Source organism: Microbacterium sp. NIBRBAC000506063, assembly GCF_017968845.1.
GTDB lineage: Bacteria > Actinomycetota > Actinomycetes > Actinomycetales > Microbacteriaceae > Microbacterium.
In genome coordinates, this window is the sequence record NZ_CP072876.1 from 836,026 (window position 1) to 852,940 (window position 16,915).

At 70.0% G+C, this 16,915-nt stretch carries 17 protein-coding genes and 5 pseudogenes; 7 read left to right on the forward strand and 15 right to left on the reverse strand.

The genetic code is table 11. The features are described from left to right. Positions 1-12: 12 nt before the first annotated feature. Both KAE78_RS04710 and KAE78_RS04715 read right to left on the reverse strand, forming a co-directional pair. A complete protein-coding gene (locus KAE78_RS04710; protein WP_223171985.1) occupies positions 13-366 on the reverse strand; it encodes a fluoride efflux transporter FluC in 354 nt (117 codons plus the stop codon). Beyond that, positions 363-734, reverse strand: coding sequence for a fluoride efflux transporter FluC (locus tag KAE78_RS04715; RefSeq protein WP_223171986.1), 372 nt, complete (start codon positions 732-734; stop codon positions 363-365). The genes KAE78_RS04710 and KAE78_RS04715 overlap by 4 nt, the downstream gene beginning before the upstream one ends. Positions 735-884: 150 nt before the next feature. On the opposite strand from KAE78_RS04715, the gene KAE78_RS04720 reads away from it, so the two are divergent. Then, positions 885-1,559, forward strand: coding sequence for a Pr6Pr family membrane protein (locus tag KAE78_RS04720; protein ID WP_223171987.1), 675 nt, complete (start codon positions 885-887; stop codon positions 1,557-1,559). A 66-nt stretch (positions 1,560-1,625) separates the two neighbouring features. Here KAE78_RS04720 and KAE78_RS19425 read toward each other — a convergent pair. The 3 genes and pseudogenes from KAE78_RS19425 to KAE78_RS04735 form a co-directional block, all read right to left on the reverse strand. Continuing rightward, positions 1,626-1,880 (reverse strand): annotated as a pseudogene (locus KAE78_RS19425) (FAD-dependent oxidoreductase); the annotation flags it as partial. Positions 1,881-2,416: 536 nt separating this feature from the next. Next, positions 2,417-2,908: pseudogene (locus tag KAE78_RS04730) on the reverse strand (FAD-dependent oxidoreductase); the annotation flags it as partial. A gap of 167 nt (positions 2,909-3,075) precedes the next feature. After that, the gene (locus KAE78_RS04735; RefSeq protein ID WP_223171988.1) at positions 3,076-3,858 is read right to left on the reverse strand and encodes a MerR family transcriptional regulator; all 783 of its coding nucleotides are present in this window, start codon (positions 3,856-3,858) and stop codon (positions 3,076-3,078) included. A 301-nt stretch (positions 3,859-4,159) separates the two neighbouring features. Between KAE78_RS04735 and KAE78_RS04740 the strand changes: the two are divergent. Continuing rightward, positions 4,160-5,001: pseudogene (locus tag KAE78_RS04740) on the forward strand (DUF4097 family beta strand repeat-containing protein). An 82-nt stretch (positions 5,002-5,083) separates the two neighbouring features. Continuing rightward, positions 5,084-5,185: pseudogene (locus KAE78_RS19430) on the forward strand (PadR family transcriptional regulator); the annotation flags it as partial. 23 nt (positions 5,186-5,208) lie between these two features. Here KAE78_RS19430 and KAE78_RS19435 read toward each other — a convergent pair. After that, entirely contained in the window at positions 5,209-5,469 is a 261-nt protein-coding gene (locus KAE78_RS19435; protein WP_411155985.1) for a hypothetical protein, read from the reverse strand. Positions 5,470-5,481: 12 nt separating this feature from the next. Between KAE78_RS19435 and KAE78_RS19440 the strand changes: the two genes are divergently transcribed. Then, positions 5,482-5,625 carry a hypothetical protein gene (locus KAE78_RS19440; protein ID WP_411155986.1) on the forward strand — a complete coding sequence of 48 codons (144 nt, stop codon included), beginning with the start codon at positions 5,482-5,484 and terminating at the stop codon, positions 5,623-5,625. A gap of 118 nt (positions 5,626-5,743) precedes the next feature. Here KAE78_RS19440 and KAE78_RS04750 read toward each other — a convergent pair whose 3' ends face one another. Then, positions 5,744-6,283 carry a universal stress protein gene (locus tag KAE78_RS04750; protein WP_223171989.1) on the reverse strand — a complete coding sequence of 180 codons (540 nt, stop codon included), beginning with the start codon at positions 6,281-6,283 and terminating at the stop codon, positions 5,744-5,746. A gap of 149 nt (positions 6,284-6,432) precedes the next feature. Between KAE78_RS04750 and KAE78_RS04755 the strand changes: the two genes are divergently transcribed. After that, a complete protein-coding gene (locus KAE78_RS04755) occupies positions 6,433-6,621 on the forward strand; it encodes a DUF3073 domain-containing protein (protein ID WP_223171990.1) in 189 nt (62 codons plus the stop codon). Positions 6,622-6,824: 203 nt separating this feature from the next. Next, positions 6,825-7,055, forward strand: a complete 231-nt coding sequence (locus KAE78_RS04760; RefSeq protein ID WP_223171991.1) for a hypothetical protein — start codon at positions 6,825-6,827, stop codon at positions 7,053-7,055. Between the two features lie 15 nt (positions 7,056-7,070). Here KAE78_RS04760 and KAE78_RS04765 read toward each other — a convergent pair whose 3' ends face one another. From KAE78_RS04765 to purM, 5 genes are all read right to left on the reverse strand, one after another. Next, complete coding sequence (locus KAE78_RS04765; protein WP_223171992.1) at positions 7,071-7,433, reverse strand: TIGR02611 family protein; 363 nt, start codon at positions 7,431-7,433, stop codon at positions 7,071-7,073. Between the two features lie 65 nt (positions 7,434-7,498). Next, positions 7,499-8,101 carry a hypothetical protein gene (locus KAE78_RS17340; RefSeq protein ID WP_262927757.1) on the reverse strand — a complete coding sequence of 201 codons (603 nt, stop codon included), beginning with the start codon at positions 8,099-8,101 and terminating at the stop codon, positions 7,499-7,501. Between the two features lie 46 nt (positions 8,102-8,147). Further along, positions 8,148-8,810, reverse strand: coding sequence for a CynX/NimT family MFS transporter (locus KAE78_RS17345; protein ID WP_262927758.1), 663 nt, complete (start codon positions 8,808-8,810; stop codon positions 8,148-8,150). Positions 8,811-8,886: 76 nt separating this feature from the next. Then, positions 8,887-10,263 carry an amidophosphoribosyltransferase gene (gene purF, locus KAE78_RS04775; RefSeq protein ID WP_223171993.1) on the reverse strand — a complete coding sequence of 459 codons (1,377 nt, stop codon included), beginning with the start codon at positions 10,261-10,263 and terminating at the stop codon, positions 8,887-8,889. 21 nt (positions 10,264-10,284) lie between these two features. Continuing rightward, positions 10,285-11,316, reverse strand: coding sequence for a phosphoribosylformylglycinamidine cyclo-ligase (gene purM / locus KAE78_RS04780; protein ID WP_411156017.1), 1,032 nt, complete (start codon positions 11,314-11,316; stop codon positions 10,285-10,287). A gap of 130 nt (positions 11,317-11,446) precedes the next feature. Between purM and KAE78_RS04785 the strand changes: the two genes are divergently transcribed. Continuing rightward, a complete protein-coding gene (locus KAE78_RS04785; RefSeq protein ID WP_223172399.1) occupies positions 11,447-12,052 on the forward strand; it encodes a zinc-binding alcohol dehydrogenase in 606 nt (201 codons plus the stop codon). Positions 12,053-12,201: 149 nt separating this feature from the next. On the opposite strand, the gene KAE78_RS04790 is transcribed toward KAE78_RS04785, so the two are convergent. The 3 genes and pseudogenes from KAE78_RS04790 to KAE78_RS18420 all read right to left on the reverse strand — a co-directional run. After that, positions 12,202-12,576: a potassium transporter Trk gene (locus KAE78_RS04790; protein ID WP_223171995.1), complete on the reverse strand. Its 375-nt coding sequence runs from the start codon at positions 12,574-12,576 to the stop codon at positions 12,202-12,204. Positions 12,577-12,677: 101 nt separating this feature from the next. Then, positions 12,678-14,195, reverse strand: coding sequence for an HtaA domain-containing protein (locus tag KAE78_RS04795; RefSeq protein WP_223172400.1), 1,518 nt, complete (start codon positions 14,193-14,195; stop codon positions 12,678-12,680). A gap of 200 nt (positions 14,196-14,395) precedes the next feature. After that, positions 14,396-16,375 (reverse strand): annotated as a pseudogene (locus tag KAE78_RS18420) (HtaA domain-containing protein); the annotation flags it as partial. Positions 16,376-16,915 lie beyond the last annotated feature (540 nt).

A 16,915-nucleotide genomic window follows, 5' to 3' on the forward strand; every position in this document is an offset into this window, starting at 1 on the left:
GCTCCCGCTCCGTCAGCTGGTGAGCAGCAGGCCCGCGAGCGCCGCCGCCACCGACAGCACGAACGTGCCGAGGAGATTGAGAGCGGATGCCGGGCGCTCCCCGTTCCGCCAGAGCACGACAGTGTCGAGCATCGCCGTCGAGAACGTCGTATAGCCGCTCAGGAGGCCGGCACCCACGATGAACAGGGCGTCCGGGGCGAGCCCGGCGGCGAGGCCCAGCGCGAAGGAACCCGAGACGTTGACGAGGAGGATGCCCCAGGGGAACCGGCGTCCGGCCAGACGCGCCACGCCCAGGTCGGCGAGATAGCGCAGGGCGGCACCGACTCCGCCGGCGAGCGCGGCGGCGAGGAAGACGAGCGGTGTCACGACTCCTCCCCCCGGCGCGGCGAGGCGATGCGCAGCCCGAGGACGGCGGCGATCACCCCCAGCACGAGGCTCGCCGCGGCGAAGAACAGAGCGAGGGCCGGGGCGCTCTCCCAGAGCTCGACCGTTCCCGCACCGAAGGCGCTGTAGGTCGTGAAGCCTCCCAGCACCCCCGTCGCCAGGAACAGACGGATGCCGGTGGCCCGCGGCATCCGACCCATGACCACGCCGATGAAGAACGCGCCGGCGATGTTCGCCAGCAGGATCGCGAGCGGGAATCCGCCCGGGGCGGGCAGGGCCAGATCCAGACCGAGCCGTGCCGCCGTGCCCAGCGCACCGCCGGCGGCGACGAGCAGGATCCGGATGAGCACGCGGCTACCCTACTCCCCGGCGTCCGCGGCCCCGTCTGTCCGTGGCATGTGCCGCGGCGCGAGCCGGACGGATGCCGCGGCATCCGATTACGTAAACTCACGGGAAGGCGATCCCAGCGACCCGATGCGGGAGGCAGCACGCAGGTGAACATGAGAACGGCATTCGGATGGGCGCGTCTGCTCACCGCGGCCGTCTGCGTGGTCGCCCTCGTCCACCGCTGGCTCTGGGCACTCGGCTCGCAGACGATCGCCAGCCAGAACTTCCTCGCCTACCTCACGATCCAGTCGAACATCGCCTTCGCCGCACTCGCCCTGATCGCCGGCGTGATCGCCCTGCGCCGTGCGGAGGATCCGCGATGGCTGACGACCGCGCGGGCGATCGTGCTCAGCTGGACGATCACCGCCGGTCTCGCCTTCGCGGTGATCGTCTGGCAGGCCGGCTCCCGCGGCATCCCGATCTGGGTGCCCTGGTCCGACGTCGTGCTGCATTTCGTGCTCCCGGCGTGGACCATCGTGGCCTGGATCCTGGGGCCCGGCCGCCGTGCTGCCTCGTGGCGTGTGGTGCCGTTCGTGCTGCTCTACCCGGTGCTCTGGGGCGTGTTCACGCTGTGGCGCGGCAACGTCATCGGCTGGTACCCGTACTACTTCCTCGACCTCCGGCAGGTGTCTGGGCTGCTCGAGCTGATCATCAGCTGCGCGATCGCGCTGTCGATCTTCGCGCTCGTGGCGAGCGGGCTCGTCGCCGTCAGCCGCCTGCGCACCACCGCGTTCCCACCGGTCGTCGAGCGAGCACCGCCAGACGACCGGACTACGCCTCCGGAGTGAAGAAGGCCAGGGACGAACGCGCGGCGCGCTCCACCTCATCATCGTCGAGGGATGCGAACTCCTCGGCCGCCGCTGCGCCGACGAGCCCGACGAGCACGGGTTCGCCGGTGGCGGGGCGAGGTTCAGCCAGGTGCGGATGAGGGCATCGCCGCCGATCACGTGCCAGATGACGGCATCCGTCTCCCAGAAGTGCTCGTCGAAGCGCAGCCAGACGGTCTCGACGAAACCGGAGCCGAGGGCGGCGATCGCCCCGCGCTTGGCGAACGGCAGCGCCGGGGCGAACTCGATCGCCTGCTCCTGCAGCACGCCGAGGGGCACGGTGACGACGACCCGGTCGAAGGAGAGCGCCTCGCCGGTTCCGAGCCGGAGACTGACCCCTCCTCGTCATAGGCGATGCGGCCCACCGGGGAGGCGAGCGTCACGTCGAGGTCGTCCAGTGCCTCCTCGACCATCACGCCGACGTCGACCGGTGCGCCGGTGAGCGTGTCGGAGGGGAGCGAGGGCGGGAACCAGCTCGACGCCCGCGCCGCGTCCACGCCGGTCGTCGCCTCGAGCCAGGCGAGGGAGGCGAGGAGTTGCGGGTCTTCGATGTCGGCACCCGCCTCCGCCAGCGCATCGAGCAGCGGGATGTCGGCGGGACGGCCCGCCGCCTCCTCGACGGCGCCCTGGATCTCCGCAGTGCCGAGGCTCTCGACCTCGCCGCCCTCGGTCTGCCCGATGCTGCTGTCGAAGGGGAGCTGCGTGATCGCCGGGAGATCGAGGCTCGCCGCGACCGAGGCGGTGTCGCCCGGTGCCGAGAGCCAGGCGCCGAGCTGCACCGGCAGCGGCCAGGCTTCGTCGTGCACGGAGTGGAGGCGGCCGCCGGTGCGCTCGCGCGCCTCGAAGACCATCACGTCCGCGCCCCCGTCGGCGAGCGTGCGCGCCGCGACGGCACCGGCCGCACCGGCACCGATCACGGCGATGCGCTCACCGCGTTCGCCTGCCGCCAACACGGCGAAGGCCGCACGGCGACCCGAGTCGATCGCGCCTCGGACGGTGCCGGGGTGCTCGGCATCCGTCGCCTCGCCGGCGAAGAACACGCGATTCTCCAGCGCCTCGCCGAGCGCCTCGCGGTGCTGCGGCGTGGCGCCGGCGGGCACATAGCTGATGGATCCGCGCGAGTAGGGGTCGTCGGCCCAGGTGCTGCGCAGCATCGCGGCCGGTTCGGGCGCTCCTTCGACGGGCTCGGGAGGCGTCGGATCCACGGTCGCGGTCGGTGTCGGCTCGGGCCGCGGCGTGCAGGCGGCGAGCAGCATCGCGACGGCACCGGATCCGGCGCCGATAAGCAGAGTCCGCCTCGTGATGCTCATCGAGTGCCACCCTACCGCCCGGGGACTGCTTTCCCGGCGCGTGAAGGCTTTCTCGCCGTGCAGGTGGCGTTCTCCTCGCGCAGGCGGGGAGGAGAGCACACGTGGGGAGGAGCGGATGCCGCGCGGGCGTCCTCCCGACGCGCACTTCTCCTCCCTCGCGCGCAGCGTCACAGGTTCGCCGCGGCGTAGACGCGCAGCGCGTCGCGGACGAAGGTCGCGCCCTCGGTGCCGCCGTAGTTGGCGGCGAAGCGCGGATCGGCGACGTACATGTCGCCGAGGCTGAGCACGTAGCCCTTCACTTCCTCGCCGGATGCGGCGGGCGTGCCCGGGATCGACCGCAACCACTCGACGTGGCGGCGGGCGAGGTCCTGGGCGACATCGGATGCCGCATCGGTGCCGGATTCGGCCGCCGCAGTCCAGTCGCGACCGAGGTCGGCGACCTTCTGTTGCCACGCGGCGCGCTCGGCATCCGACATACCGCGGTACCAGCGGTCGCTCTTCGCGTACGCGTCCTCGCCCCAGCGCTCTTCGACCTCCTCCTTGTACCGGGTGTGGTCGAAGCCGTCGAACATCTTCTCTGCCATGAGCTGTTCACCTCCTCTCAGTCCGTCGATGGTGTGCACGACCGCCTCGATCTGACGGGCGAGCCGGTTCTGCTCCTCGCGCAGGTAGGCGAGGTGGGTCTCGAGCGCGGACACCTCCTCAAGAGCGGTCCCTGAGCCCGCCGAAGGGCGAAGCACATCGGCGATCTGCGGCAGCCCGAGTCCGAGCCCACGCAGCAGCAGGATCCGCTGCAGGCGCACGAGCGCGTCCTGGTCGTAGTGTCGGTAGCCGTTCGCGGCGATGCGGCTCGGAGCGAGCAGACCGATGTCGTCGTAGTGCCGCAGCGTGCGGCTCGTCGTGCCGGCCAGGCGCGCGATCTCCTGAATGGACCAGTCTTCACCGGGCATGATCGCCTCCTCTCTCTGTGGTTCCGTACCACCGTAGAAGTTGACGTCGCGTCAATGTCAACTCCCGTCTTCCCTGCGCCCCCGCGTGCCGGTCTCACATGTTGCGACACGAGGCCCGGTATCCCCGCATCACCCGAGACCGAGAGGTTTGGCGGTCTCAGTTGATGCGACCTCGATGGCTGCGCACCCGCAACAAATGAGACCGGCGAGACGAGAGTATTGACAAACTCGAGATATATCGTGTTATTCTTGAAACACGCGATATATCGCGATCAGACTTCCAAAGAAACAGGAGAACACCATGACCGAGAAGTGGCTCATCGCCCCGGGCGAGACCCGCGTCATCGACATCGAGCGCGCGCAGCGCCTGAAGATCGGCCTCGTCCGCGGGCAGGTCGACATCATCGCCCACGACGAACCCGGCATCCGGGTCGAGGTCCACGGCGTGACCGTGAAAGACCTCCGCATCGAGCACGACGGCACGCAGCTCGAGATCGACCACCCGCAGCTGAGCTGGGAGAACTTCCTCGAGGTCTTCCGCAACTTCGGCTCGGGCGGCCCGCGCGCCGAGGTCAGCGTCGCCGTCCCCCGCGACATCGCCCTGAACCTCGGGGTCGTCAGCGCCAGCGCACTCGTGTCCGGCCTCGAATCGGATGCCCGCCTGAACACCGTCTCCGGCGACGTCATCGTCAACACGCACACGGGCGACCTGACCGTCAACGCCGTCTCGGGCGACGTGCAGGTGCAGGGCCTCGACGGTGCCTTCTCGGCCAACAGTGTCTCGGGCGACGTGGCGGTCACCGGCACCCCGAGCAAGGCCGCGATCGACACGGTCTCGGGGGCGATGGTGGTCGACACCACCGCATCCATCGACACGATCGCTCTCAACACCGTCGCCGGCGGCGCCACCGTCCGACTGCCCGAGAGCCTCGCCGCGAAGTACTCCGTGCGCAGCATGAACGGCCGCCTGACGATCGACGGTGTCGACCGCGGCTCCGCCGGCCCTCCAGCTACAACGGCTCGACGGGTGAGCTGGCCGGCTCCTTCGTCGACCTGCGCTTCAACTCGGTCTCGGGCGATCTGACCGTGCTCCGCCACGGCCCGATCACCAGCACCGAGAACGACGAGGAGTGGGACGCATGACCCCGCCGTCTTCTCGCACGGCGAGCTGCGCCTGTACCTGCTGTCGCTCCTCGCGGAGGAGCCGCGGCACGGCTACGACATCATCCAGGCGCTCGCCGATCGCACGGGAGGCACGTACACGCCCAGCGCCGGCACGATCTACCCGCGCCTGGCCAAGCTCGAGGAGGAGGGTCTGGTCACCAAGACCGTCGACGGCCGCAAGACCATCTACGCGATCACCGACGCCGGCCGCGCCGAGCTCGACTCCCGCGAAGACGACCTCGCCGGCATCGAGGAGGACCTCGCCGACTCGGTGCGGCTCATCGCCGATTCGGTGCGCCAGAGCGTGCAGGACGCCATGAAGAGCCTGCGCGCCGATCTCGCCGCCGCGGCCCAGGAGTCGCGCAGCACGCGCGCCTCCTCCTCCGCGCACAGCACGCCCCGGCACCGGAGACGGCGGATGCCGTCGGCAGCCGCGAGCAGCTGCACCGGGCGGACGCCGTGATCAACGCGTTCCGCGGGCGGGCGCGGTCGGTGCTGCGCACGCACGTCGCCCGCGGCGGGGCGCTGGCGGCATCCGTCGTCGATGACCTCGAGAAGGCGCTGGACGCCGCGGCCGAGGCGATCACGCGCGCGCTGCGCTGACAGCCGAAAAATCGGGACCGGTCCCACGGAGACACGCGAGGGCGGCCCTCGCGCTGAGCCCGTGGGACCGGTCCCGAATGTTCACGGGCGAGACGCACGGACGAGCAGTACCCGCGAACTACTCGACCCAGATGTCCTGCGAGTCCTCGACCGGCTCCTCCAGCGGAACCACGAGGATCGGGCGATGCTGGCGATGGGCGAGGCGAGCGGCGACCGATCCGGTGAAGAACTCCCGGATCGACTCGCCGAGCCCGCGCTTGCGGGTCCCGACGACGATGAGCTGCGCGTCCAGGCGGTTGGCGAGCTGCTTGATCGCCAGGGCCGGGTCGCCGACGAGCTGCCGGGCGGTCCACGTGATATCCGCCCCCGCGAGCGCCTTCTCGGCGGCATGCTGCACCTCGGTGAACTCCGCGGCTCCCGCATCGAGGTTGATGTCGATCGGCGCCGAGTGCACATAGCCGTCGGGATCCTCGTAGGTCACGAAGCGCGTCACGTCGACGTGCACGACGACGAGCGGGACGCCCAGGATCTTCGCGTAGCGGACCCCCTCCTGGAGGACCCGGGGCGACTGGGTGGGCTGCATGCCGACGATGACGGCCTTCTGCAGGGCGGCGTTCTGCACGGCCTGCTCATCAGGCGTGGGGGTCGTATCGGTCATCTGGATCGCTCCCTTCACGGACCGTGCTACGGCGGACGGCACCTGCTCCCATGGTATTCTGAATGCTACTCTTACCGGCTTGTCGCCGGTGTCGTGAATGCAGCGGGTGCCGGAACGCCCGCCGCTCAACTCGTGAGGGGGTCTCGCGCATGGGGCGTGGCCGTCAGAAGGCGAAGCACACAAAAATCGCCCGCGAACTCAAGGCGTACAGTCCTGAGGTGAACTACTCTGCGCTCGAGCGCGAGTTGGGTCATCCCAACGACTCCGAAGACGCCTACGTCGACAAGTGGGCCGACCAGTACGCGGACGAAGACGAAGACGAGTACGAGCGAGCCTGAAGCCCGTTCGTCACGCCCGTCGCCTCGTGCGGCGGGCGTTTCTTCCTGACCGGATGCCGCAGAGCGCCTTCTCTTCTGCACCGGACGCCGTCAGCGACCGATCCTCCGCAGTTCCTGACAGACATCCGGAGCCTCGGGATCGAGGGCGTCGCCCCGCGCCATAGGGTCGTGACAACCGACCGGATCACGGGGAGAATGGAGGCATGACGGTGTCCGCAGAGATCGTGACGATGATCGCCACCGGGGCGACACTCCTGGTCGCGTTCATCGGTGGCTTCGGGTGGATGATCAACCGGTTCGATGCTCGTATGGATGCGCGCTTCGACAAGGTGGAAAGTCGGCTTGACCGCGTCGAGCAGGAGCTCACCGAGGTGAAGGTCGCCGTCGCCCGCCTCGAGGGTCCGCCGCGTCATCTGATCACCACGACCCGCTGACCGGCGGCGAACCGACTACTCGACGCGTGCCGCGCGGCGAGCGCGTCGCGCATTCCACCACGCCCAGAACCTGCTCAACTGACGCTTGGCGAAGACCATGAGGCGCCGGGCCCAGTGGAACTCGGTGCCCAGCACCGCGAGGCCGAGGAACACGATGAGCCAGCCCGGCCCGGGCAGCGGGATGAGCACGATGCCCACGAGCACGATGATCGTGCCGAGCGTGGCGACGAGGATCCGGTAGGCGAGGTTCACGTGGGGCCGCTGCGCGACCTTCTCGCGGATGCCGGCGAGCCACCTCCGGATCGGGTGATTCGGGCTCTCCCCCTCGGCGATCTCATCGTGGATCTCGAGCTCGAGGGCGGAGGGAGCACTGCGCATGTCTCGATGGTCGCATCCGAACCCCGGGATTGCCTGGGTATCGGCTCCGACCCACCTGGACGCGGTCACCAGGTCGCGCCGTGGCGACGCTCCCATTCGGCCTCCACGGTCGTGCGGCGGCCGGCGATGATCCCGAACGGGATCGCGAAGACCAGCACGCCGATGAGCACGAGGATCGGCACCGACCAGGAGTCGGTCAGATCGTGCAGCACTCCGATGAGCATGGGGAAGACGGCGGCCCCGGTGTAGCCCACGCTCTGCACGAAGCTCGACAGCAGCACAGCGCTCTCCGGGGTGCGGGAGCGGATGCTGATGAGCACCAGGGCAAGCGGGAACAGCAGCCCGACCAGCCCGTAGAGCACCGTCCACAGCCACAGCAGCGACGGCACCGGGAACAGGAGAAGCCCCGTCAGCCCGACGAGGCCGGAGATCACCCCGACGAGGAACAGCGGACGCGTCGCCTGCAAGCGCACGACCAGCACGGGGACGAGCAGCGACGCCGGGAGCGCGATGAACGCGAACAGGGACAGCAGGAATCCGGCGGTCGCGGCATCCACCCCGGCGATGTCGATCATGACAGTGGGGAACCAGGCGAAGGTGACGTAGGCCATCACCGAGGAGGTGCCGAAGGTCACCGCGAGCGCCCAGACGAGCGGAACGCGGCCCATCCGGGCGAAGGCCGATCTGTTCTGCGGGCGGTCGCGATCGGACCGGTCACCGGTTCGGCGACCTCCCGGTCGCCGCCGGACGACGGATGCGGCGCACCTGCGGGGCCGGCAGGCGGGGCCGTGGTGAGCGGGGCCGCCGAGGGCGCCACAGCATGAGCAGCCACGGGATGAGTCCGGCGATCGCGAAGACGCCCCACAGGCCGAGCGACACGCGCCAGCCCGCGGCATCCGCCATCGGCACGGCGACCAGAGGCGGCAGGAACGTCGACAGCGCCATGGCCAGCGTGTAGAGCGTCATCAGCGAGCCGATGCGGTCGGGGAAGTACTTCTTCACCAGCGGCGGCAGGAGGATGTTGCCCATGCCCACGCCGGCGAAGATCAACGCGGTCCACAGCACGAGGCCGATCGCGTCGCCGGCGAAGGCGCGTCCGATGAGCCCCGCCGAGATCACGGAGAGCGCGAGGACGGTCAGCCGTTCCAGCCCCAGCCACCGCTCCAGCAGCGGGGTCAGGATGCCGAACACGGCGAAGCACACCGGCGGAAGGGTGCCGATCAGTCCGATCACCGGCGACGACAGCGGGATCTCCGCCGAGATGAGGTCGTACATCGGCGACAGCGAGGCCACCGCGGAGCGCAGCGAGAACGCGCACAGAAAGATCCCGAGGACGGCGAGGATGCGCCCGCGCCACGGCGAGCGCACCGCGGTCATGATGACTGCGCGCCTTCGACCCAGGCGAGGTACTCGTCGGTGACGGTTCCGGTGACGTAGCGACCGTCGAAGCAGCTCATGTCGAGATCGGTGATCTCCGACCCCTCGATGATCGCGGCCTTGAGATCGTCGATCTCCTGATAGACGAGCGCGTCGCATCCGAGGACCTCGGCGATCTCGGGGATCGTGCGGCCGTGGGCGACGAGCTCCTCGCGCGAGGGCATGTTGATGCCGTACACGTGCGGGTAGCGCACGGGCGGCGCGGCCGAGGCGAAGATGACCGACTTCGCGCCGGCATCCCGCGCCATCTGGATGATCTCCTTGCTCGTGGTGCCCGCACGATCGAGTCGTCGATCAGCAGCACGTTCTTGCCCTTGAACTCGCTCGACATCGCGTTCAGCTTCTGCCGCACGCTCTTCTTGCGGACGGCCTGCCCGGGCATGATGAAGGTGCGGCCGACGTAGCGGTTCTTGTAGAAGCCCTCGCGGTACTCCTTGCGGAGCTTGCGCGCGACCTGCATCGCCGAGGGCCGGGAGGAGTCGGGGATGGGCATGACGACGTCGATGTTCTCGAGCGGCACGTGCTTGGCGATCGTGGCCGCCAGGCGATCGCCCATCCGCAGGCGCGACTCGTAGACGGCGACGCCGTTCATGATCGAGTCGGGGCGGGCGAGATACACGTACTCGAAGGAGCACGGCGCCAGCTGCGGGTCCTTCGCGCACTGGCGGGTGTGCAGGTGGCCGTCGAGATCGATGAACACCGCCTCGCCAGGATCGACGTCGCGGACGACCTCGAAGCCCCCGTTCTCGAGCACGAGCGACTCGCTGGAGACGACCCACTCGTAGGTGCCGTCCTCGCCCCGGCGCGTGCCGAGGATGAGCGGACGGATGCCGTAGGGGTCGCGGAAGGCAAGCAAACCGTACCCGGCGATGAGCGCGATGGCGGCGTAGGAGCCCTCGGCGCGGTCGTGCACCCGGCTGACGGCGCGGAAGATCTCCTCGGGCGCGAGCTCGGTGCCCGAGATCGACGCCTGCAGTTCGCTGCCCAGGATGTTCACGAGCAGCTCCGTATCGGAGGACGTGTTCAGGTGCCGGCGGTCCTTGCGGAAGAGGATGTCGGTGAGCTCACGCGTGTTGGTGAGGTTGCCGTTGTGCACGAGGACGATGCCGTAGGGGGCGTTGACGTAGAACGGCTGGGCCTCCTCCTCCTGCGAGGCGGAGCCGCGGGTCGCGTAGCGGACGTGGCCGAGGCCGATCGTGCCCAGGAGCGTGCGCATGTCGCGCGTGCGGAAGGCGTCGCGCACCATCCCCCGCTCCTTGTGGATGTGGAAGACGCCGCTGGGCTCGGCGGTCGCGATGCCGGTCGAGTCCTGCCCCCGATGCTGGAGCAGCAGAAGCGAGTCGTAGATCTCTTGGTTGACGGCGCCCTGCCCACCATTCCGACGATGCCGCACATTGGGTTACGTTCGCTCCGCTCAGTTCTTGTATGCGCCGACGAGGCGGACGGCGCCGCCGTCGACGCCCTTCGCCCCCTGTTCGAAATCGCCGTCGGGACGGGCGCCGGTGCGCACGGTGGCGACCGGCCAGGTGTCGATGCCCGCGGCGGTGAGGGCGGCGGAGATATCGGATGCCGCATCCGCCGCGACGATCGCGACGAAGCCGATGCCGAGGTTCCAGGTGCCCTCGCTGGACTCCAGCGAAGTGCCCGCGATGTCGCTGAGCACGCGGAAGACGGGCGCGGGCGACCAAGTCGAACGGTCGACCTCGGCCCAGGTGCCCTGCGGGAGGACGCGGGCGAGGTTCGCGGCGATGCCGCCGCCGGTCACGTGGCTGAGGGCGTGGAGCCGCTCATCGAAAGCATCGGCGATCGTCAGCAGCGGCGAGGTGTACAGGCGCGTGGGCGTGAGCAGCGCCTCACCCCAGGTGGCACCGAAGTCGGCCGCATTGTCGCCGTAGGAGATGCCCGCGCGGGTGATGATGTGCCGCACGAGCGAGTAGCCGTTGGAGTGAAGACCGCTGGAGGCGAGGGCCAGCACGACGTCGCCGGCGCGGACCCGCTCGGGGCCCAGCATCCGATCGGCCTCGACCACGCCGGTCGCCGCGCCGGCGACGTCGTAGTCGTCGGGCCCGAGGAGGCCCGGGTGCTCGGCGGTCTCGCCGCCGACGAGCGAGGTGCCCGTGAGCGTGCAGGCCTCGGCGATGCCACGGACGATGTCGGCGATGCGCTCGGGCACGACCTTGCCGCAGGCGATGTAGTCGGTCATGAAGAGGGGCTTGGCGCCGACCACGACGATGTCGTCGACGACCATGCCGACGAGGTCGTGGCCGATCGTGTCGTGCTTGTCGATCGCCTGGGCGATGGCGACCTTCGTGCCGACGCCGTCGGTGCTCGACGCCAGCAGCGGACGGGTGTACCCGAGGAGGGCACGGGCGTCGAAGAGGCCGGCGAAGCCGCCGACACCGCCGAACACTTCGGGGCCGTGCGTGGCGCGCACAGCGGACTTCATCAGCTCGACGGCGCGGTCTCCGGCAGCCGTGTCGACGCCGGCTTCGGCATAGGTGTGGGAGGACACCCTCAAGGATACCGCCGCGACCGGGCCCCTCGTCGCCGCCCGGGCATCCCCTACGATAGGGGCCATGGCCGACAAGCCCCAGTGGCTCATCCGCGAGGACGCGAGCGTCCCCGTGCTGGTCGCGCTCGCCCTGCGTCAGCAGATCGGGGTACGGGCGCCCGACGATCTGCCGAGCCTGCGCGACCTCCCGCAGAGGGCTCCGGATGCCGCAGACGCCACGGACGCCCTCGAGGCGCAGTGGGTGGACTACTGGAACATGACGGTCGAGCCGCAGGCGCACCCGGCATCCGGTCCTCTCGAGCTCGTCGAGGGCTTCGACACCCTCGTCGCGCTCCCCGCCGAAGGCGCCGAGGAGCTGCGCGCGGCGATCGCGCCACTCGCGCCCGACGCCGTCGTCTATGCGAGGAAGGCGCACGATCGGTATGTGGGTGCGATGAAGCCGGCCGCGGGCGGCAGCGCCTATCGCGCCTATGCGAGCGCGATCGCCGAGTTCGAGCGCGAGGTCGGGCGGCGCGCCCACTCCTTCGAGCTGAACGTGCAGGTTCTGCCGCTGGCGCAGCGCGGTGTGTGGTGGATCGGTGCGCTCACCGTCGCGGTGACCGACGGCCTCCGCCGCGACGTGGTCGCCTTCGATGCGGCCATCCGCCCGATCATCGCGGAGTTGGCGTAGAGACACGTCCTACCCCGTTTGACCCCCGGTCGTTGAGCGACACTTCGACTCGCTGCGCTCGCTCAGCACGGGTCTTCGCGAGACGAAACGCGGTGCCCTGTCCGGACAAGCGTGCTGCGTTTCGTCTCGGTCGCCTGCGGCGGCCTCGCTCAACGACCGGTGGGGGCGCCCGGCTCGGGGTGCTCGTCGACCTCGATGATCGTCTCGTGGTCGACGCGCACAACACGGTCGTTCTTTCGCGTGAGACGCTCGATCAGCACGGCGACCAGGGCGCCGAGGGCGACACCCACCGGCACGAGGAAGAGCAGGGCGAAGCCGAGCACCTGGCCGAAGCTGTAGTGGACCCCGGTGTCGGACACCGGCAACTGGTCGTTCAGGACCGCGGAGAGACCGCCGCTGCCGCTGATCGTCAGCACGAGCGTCACGATGACCGCGACGACGGCGCCGAGCGCCATGAACACCCCGTAGCGCGGCACGCGCCGGACGGTGGCGAGGGAGGTCTCGTGGCTCTGATCGGGCTCCATGCCTTCCATTCTCGCACCCCTGCCCTTTGCGCCCGCCGTGCGCATATACGGAACCGACCGCCGAGCGAGTGCTCGACGGCCGGTTCCGTACCGACTGCGGATTACTCCGCGGCCACCTCGGCTGCGGCGGGCTTGCGGCCCCGCGTGGCCAGCACACCGATGCCGATGCCCAGCAGGAGGGCAAGGAGCACGCCTCCTGCGATCCACGGCCAGACGGGTGCGCCGCCGGCATCCGACTCCTCCGGAGCCTCCTCGATCGGGGCGGCTTCGACGATCGGCTCGGCCTCCACCGGAGCGCCGCAGTCGGCGGCCACGGGGATCACTGCCGAGACCGGGTCGAGCTCCTCACCGGCCGGGTATGTGCCGAAGGCGGCCGCACCGGCATCCGTCAGCGTCGCCGGCAGCGCATCGAGAGTGAGCACGCCGTCCGAGATCTCTGCCCCCTCCAGGGAGAACTCGGCGAAGCGCACATCCGCGAGGTCGACGTCGTCGCCTTCCTGTGTGGTGCCGGTGATGTCGAACACGATGTATCCGCGCTCGCCCGCCAGCTCGATGCGCGCGTTGTTCAGTTTCGTGTCGAGCGCGCCGTCGTGGCCGTGGAAGGCGAGCTTGCCGCCGAGCGTGACCAGTCCCGTCGCGGCATCCGGGTCGATGGCGCCCGTGCCGCTGGTCCACACGTAGTCGGGGTACTGGTACTCGACGTCGGTGAGGTCCCACCCGCCCTTGGCGATGCCCTCGATGTAGACGCGGAACGATTCCTTGAAGCCCCAGCTGAGCGTGGCTCCCTCGACGAGGCACGGGCCGACGGCCAGGCTGGTCGCGCCCCGTTCGAGGGTGAAGACCAGACCGCGGTCGACCGAGCCCTGGAAGGTGAGCGTGTGCTCGCCGTCCGCGAGGGTCGCGGGCACGGCGCCGGTCCACGTCGCGACGCCGTCCGCATCCGCGGTCACCGTGTCGAGCAGGACGGGCGTCGAGTACACGACGACCTTGATGCCTTCTTCGTTCGCCTCGAAGCCGGATGCCGAGAACGTGCCCGCACCGCCGGTCGAGAACGCAGCCAGCGACTCGGCTTCGGCCTCGATGCCGTCGGTGGCCGGCGGTGACGCCGGAAGCTCGACGGAGTCCTCGTCGGATGCCGCGCTCGCGACCGTGCCCGAGGCCCCGGCCGGAGCCGATGCGGCGGCGCCGATCGTGAAGGTCACCGGGTTGAGGCTCGTGCTGTAGCCGGCGAACACCTGGTTCAGGCCGGCGCTGGTGAGCGAGGCGGGAACGGCCGTGTAGGTGACGGCACCATTGTTCGTCGTCCTCGCACCCGCGCCGAGGTTCAGCGTCGCGAACGGGACCTGGGCCCCGCCACTGGTGACGTAGAGCTTCGCGGCGTTCGCCGACGTGATCACGATCCGCGGGTTGCTGATCGTGACGTCCAGCACGCCGTGGTGTCCGGTGAAGCGCACCGAGCCGACGTACGAGACCGAGCCCGTTCCGGTGGCCGGGTCAAAGGTGCTGCCGGCGGCCTGCCCGAACTGGAACTGGCTGCCCGAGCGCGTCGCACCGCCCGACACCGAGATCGCGCCCTTGGCGATGGGACCGGTGACGTAGCTCGCGAAGCTCGACGAGATCGCCCAGCGGAGGGAGCCGCCCGGGACGGTCGGGCCCGTGGGCGCCGTCGGCGTCGTGGGGTGGTCGGCGTCGTCGGGGGCTTCGGGCCGACCGGACCGGTCGGCGGCTCCGGCGGCACGACCACGGAGGCGACGCCGACCGTGAAGGTAACCGGGGCGAGGCCGCTGGTGGGCGCCGCGCCGTCGAACACCTTCTCCAGGCCTGCCGAAGTCAGCGTCGCCGGCGCGCCGGTGAAGGTGAGTGCCCCGTCGGAGGCGGAGCGAGTGGCCTTGCTCAGATCGAGGGTGGCCAGGACGACCCGCTCGCCGCCGCTGGTGACCGCGAGCGTGCCCGCCGTCGCCGACGTCACGGTGATGACCGGGTTGGCGACCGTGATGTCGAGTGCGCCGTGGTGCCCGGTGAACCGGAGGGAGCCGGCGTAGGCGACCGCGCCGGTGCCCTTGTCCGCGTCGAAGGACGTGCCCGCGAGCGACTGCGCGAAGGTGAACAGACCGCCCGCCCGCGTCGCCGGAGCAGCGACGGTGACCGAGCCGCCCGCGATCGGGCCCTCGACGTAGGAGATGAACGAGGGTGCGAAGCCCCAGGTCAGCGAGCCTTCCTGGCCCGGTCCGGTCGCCGGCTGCGCGACGGTCACGGCTGCGAAGGCGTCGAGGCTGCGATCGGTCTGCGAGAGCCCGTGCGCGGCGCTGGAGGCCACCTGGTAGGTCTTGTCCGGGTCGAGCGTCCCCGCGGGGATCGTCAGGGTCGTGGTGAAGGCGCCGTCGGAGATCAGCGCCGCCGGGACCCAGCTCTGCACGATCCAGCCCTCGCTCGGAAGGGGCGCTCCGCCCGACCAGGCCGAGGTCTCGCCGAAGAGGATGTAGGCGCCGTTGGCGGCACCCGGCCCGGCGAAGCCGGTCCCGGTGACGGTCAGCACGTTCGCTGCTTCCGGGTCGAGGTCGCTCGAGGGCGACACGGTCAGCTCCGGGGTCGGGGTGGCGGGAGCCTTGCCCCGGTAGTCGAGTCGGACCTCGAGTTCTTGGGCGGGGTCGTTCGTGGCGCCGCCGGCGACATAGGTGAACACACCATAGGAGCCGCCCTCGGGCGCCGCACCGGAGATGCCCTCCAACTCGATCGAGAACTCGAACGAGCCGTCCGTGCCCAGCGTCACCCGCTGACCGGCCACCGCGTTGATGTACCGCGCGTCGATGTTCGCGAAGGTCGCATCCGTCATCGCCCACCGCTGCACCGCGACCGCACGATCACCCGAACCCGCACCCGTCGACGGCTGCCACGCCTCGGCGAAGTTGCCGAAGACCACATAGTTCCCCGCCGGATCACCCACCGTCACCGGAGCACGCGTGGAGACATTCCCCTCCGGATCGAAACCCGAACCCCGCACAACCACCGTGTCACCCTCATAGAGGGGCGAGTCGCCCACCGGCGTCACACCGTCGGCGGCGAAGACCTCCAGCGCCGGACCGCTCGGGCGCTCCTCGTCGACATATTCCAGGCGCAGCTCGAGCTCCTGGGCGGGGTCGTTCGGGGCACCGCCGGCGACATAGGTGAACACGCCGTAGGAACCCGGGGCGGCCGCCGCGGCCTTCGCCGTCAGCTCCGCCTCGAAGGTGCCGTCCTCGGTCAGCACGATCCGCTGACCGGCCACGGCGTTGATATACCGCGCATCGATGTTCGCGAAGGTCGCATCCGTCATCGCCCATCGCTGATCGCCCACCGAGCGCTGCGACCCCGCTGCACCGCTGGACGGCCGCCACTGCTCGGCGAAGTTCCCGAACACCACATAGTTCCCGGCCGGGTCGCCGACCGTCACGGGAGCACGCGTGGAGATGTTCCCCTCCGGGTCGAAGCCCGAACCCCGCACCACGACCGTGTCGTTCTTGTAGACCGTCGCGCCTTCGGCGAGCTCGGTCCCGTCGGCGAGCTCTGCGGTGATCGAGGGCGACGGCCGCTCGCTGTCGACATAGTCCAGCCGCAGCTCGAGTTCTTGGGCGGGGTCGTTCGTGGCGCCGCCGGCGACATAGGTGAACACACCATAGGAGCCGCCCTCAGGCGCCGCACCGGAGATGCCCTCCAACTCGATCGAGAACTCGAACGAGCCGTCCGTGCCCAGCGTCACCCGCTGACCGGCCACCGCGTTGATGTACCGCGCGTCGATGTTCGCGAAGGTCGCATCCGTCATCGCCCACCGCTGCACCGCGACCGCACGATCACCCGAACCCGCACCCGTCGACGGCTGCCACGCCTCGGCGAAGTTGCCGAAGACCACATAGTTCCCCGCCGGATCACCCACCGTCACCGGAGCACGCGTGGAGACATTCCCCTCCGGATCGAAACCCGAACCCCGCACAACCACCGTGTCACCCTTGTACACCGTCGCACCGGAGGAGAGCTCCGTCCCGTCCTCGAGCGAGGCGGAGAGTACCGGCGTGAAGGCGCCGCCCTCCTCGCCGGAGTCGCCGTCGCCGTCCTCGGCGCCTTCGCCCGAGTCACCCTCACCCGAGTCGCCGTCCTCACCGGAGTCGCCCTCGTCGCCGGAGCCTTCCCCGTCGCCGCCGGAACCTTCCCCGTCGGACTCGTCGTCGTCCTCGGCGCCGAACACGGCGTCCCACTGCGCGCCCGAGATCGCCACGGACTGGCGCCCGACGATCACATCCGCCGTCGGGTTCCCGTGCGCGAACCAGACGAGTGCCTCGTAGGAGGTCGACCGGTCAAGGTTCGC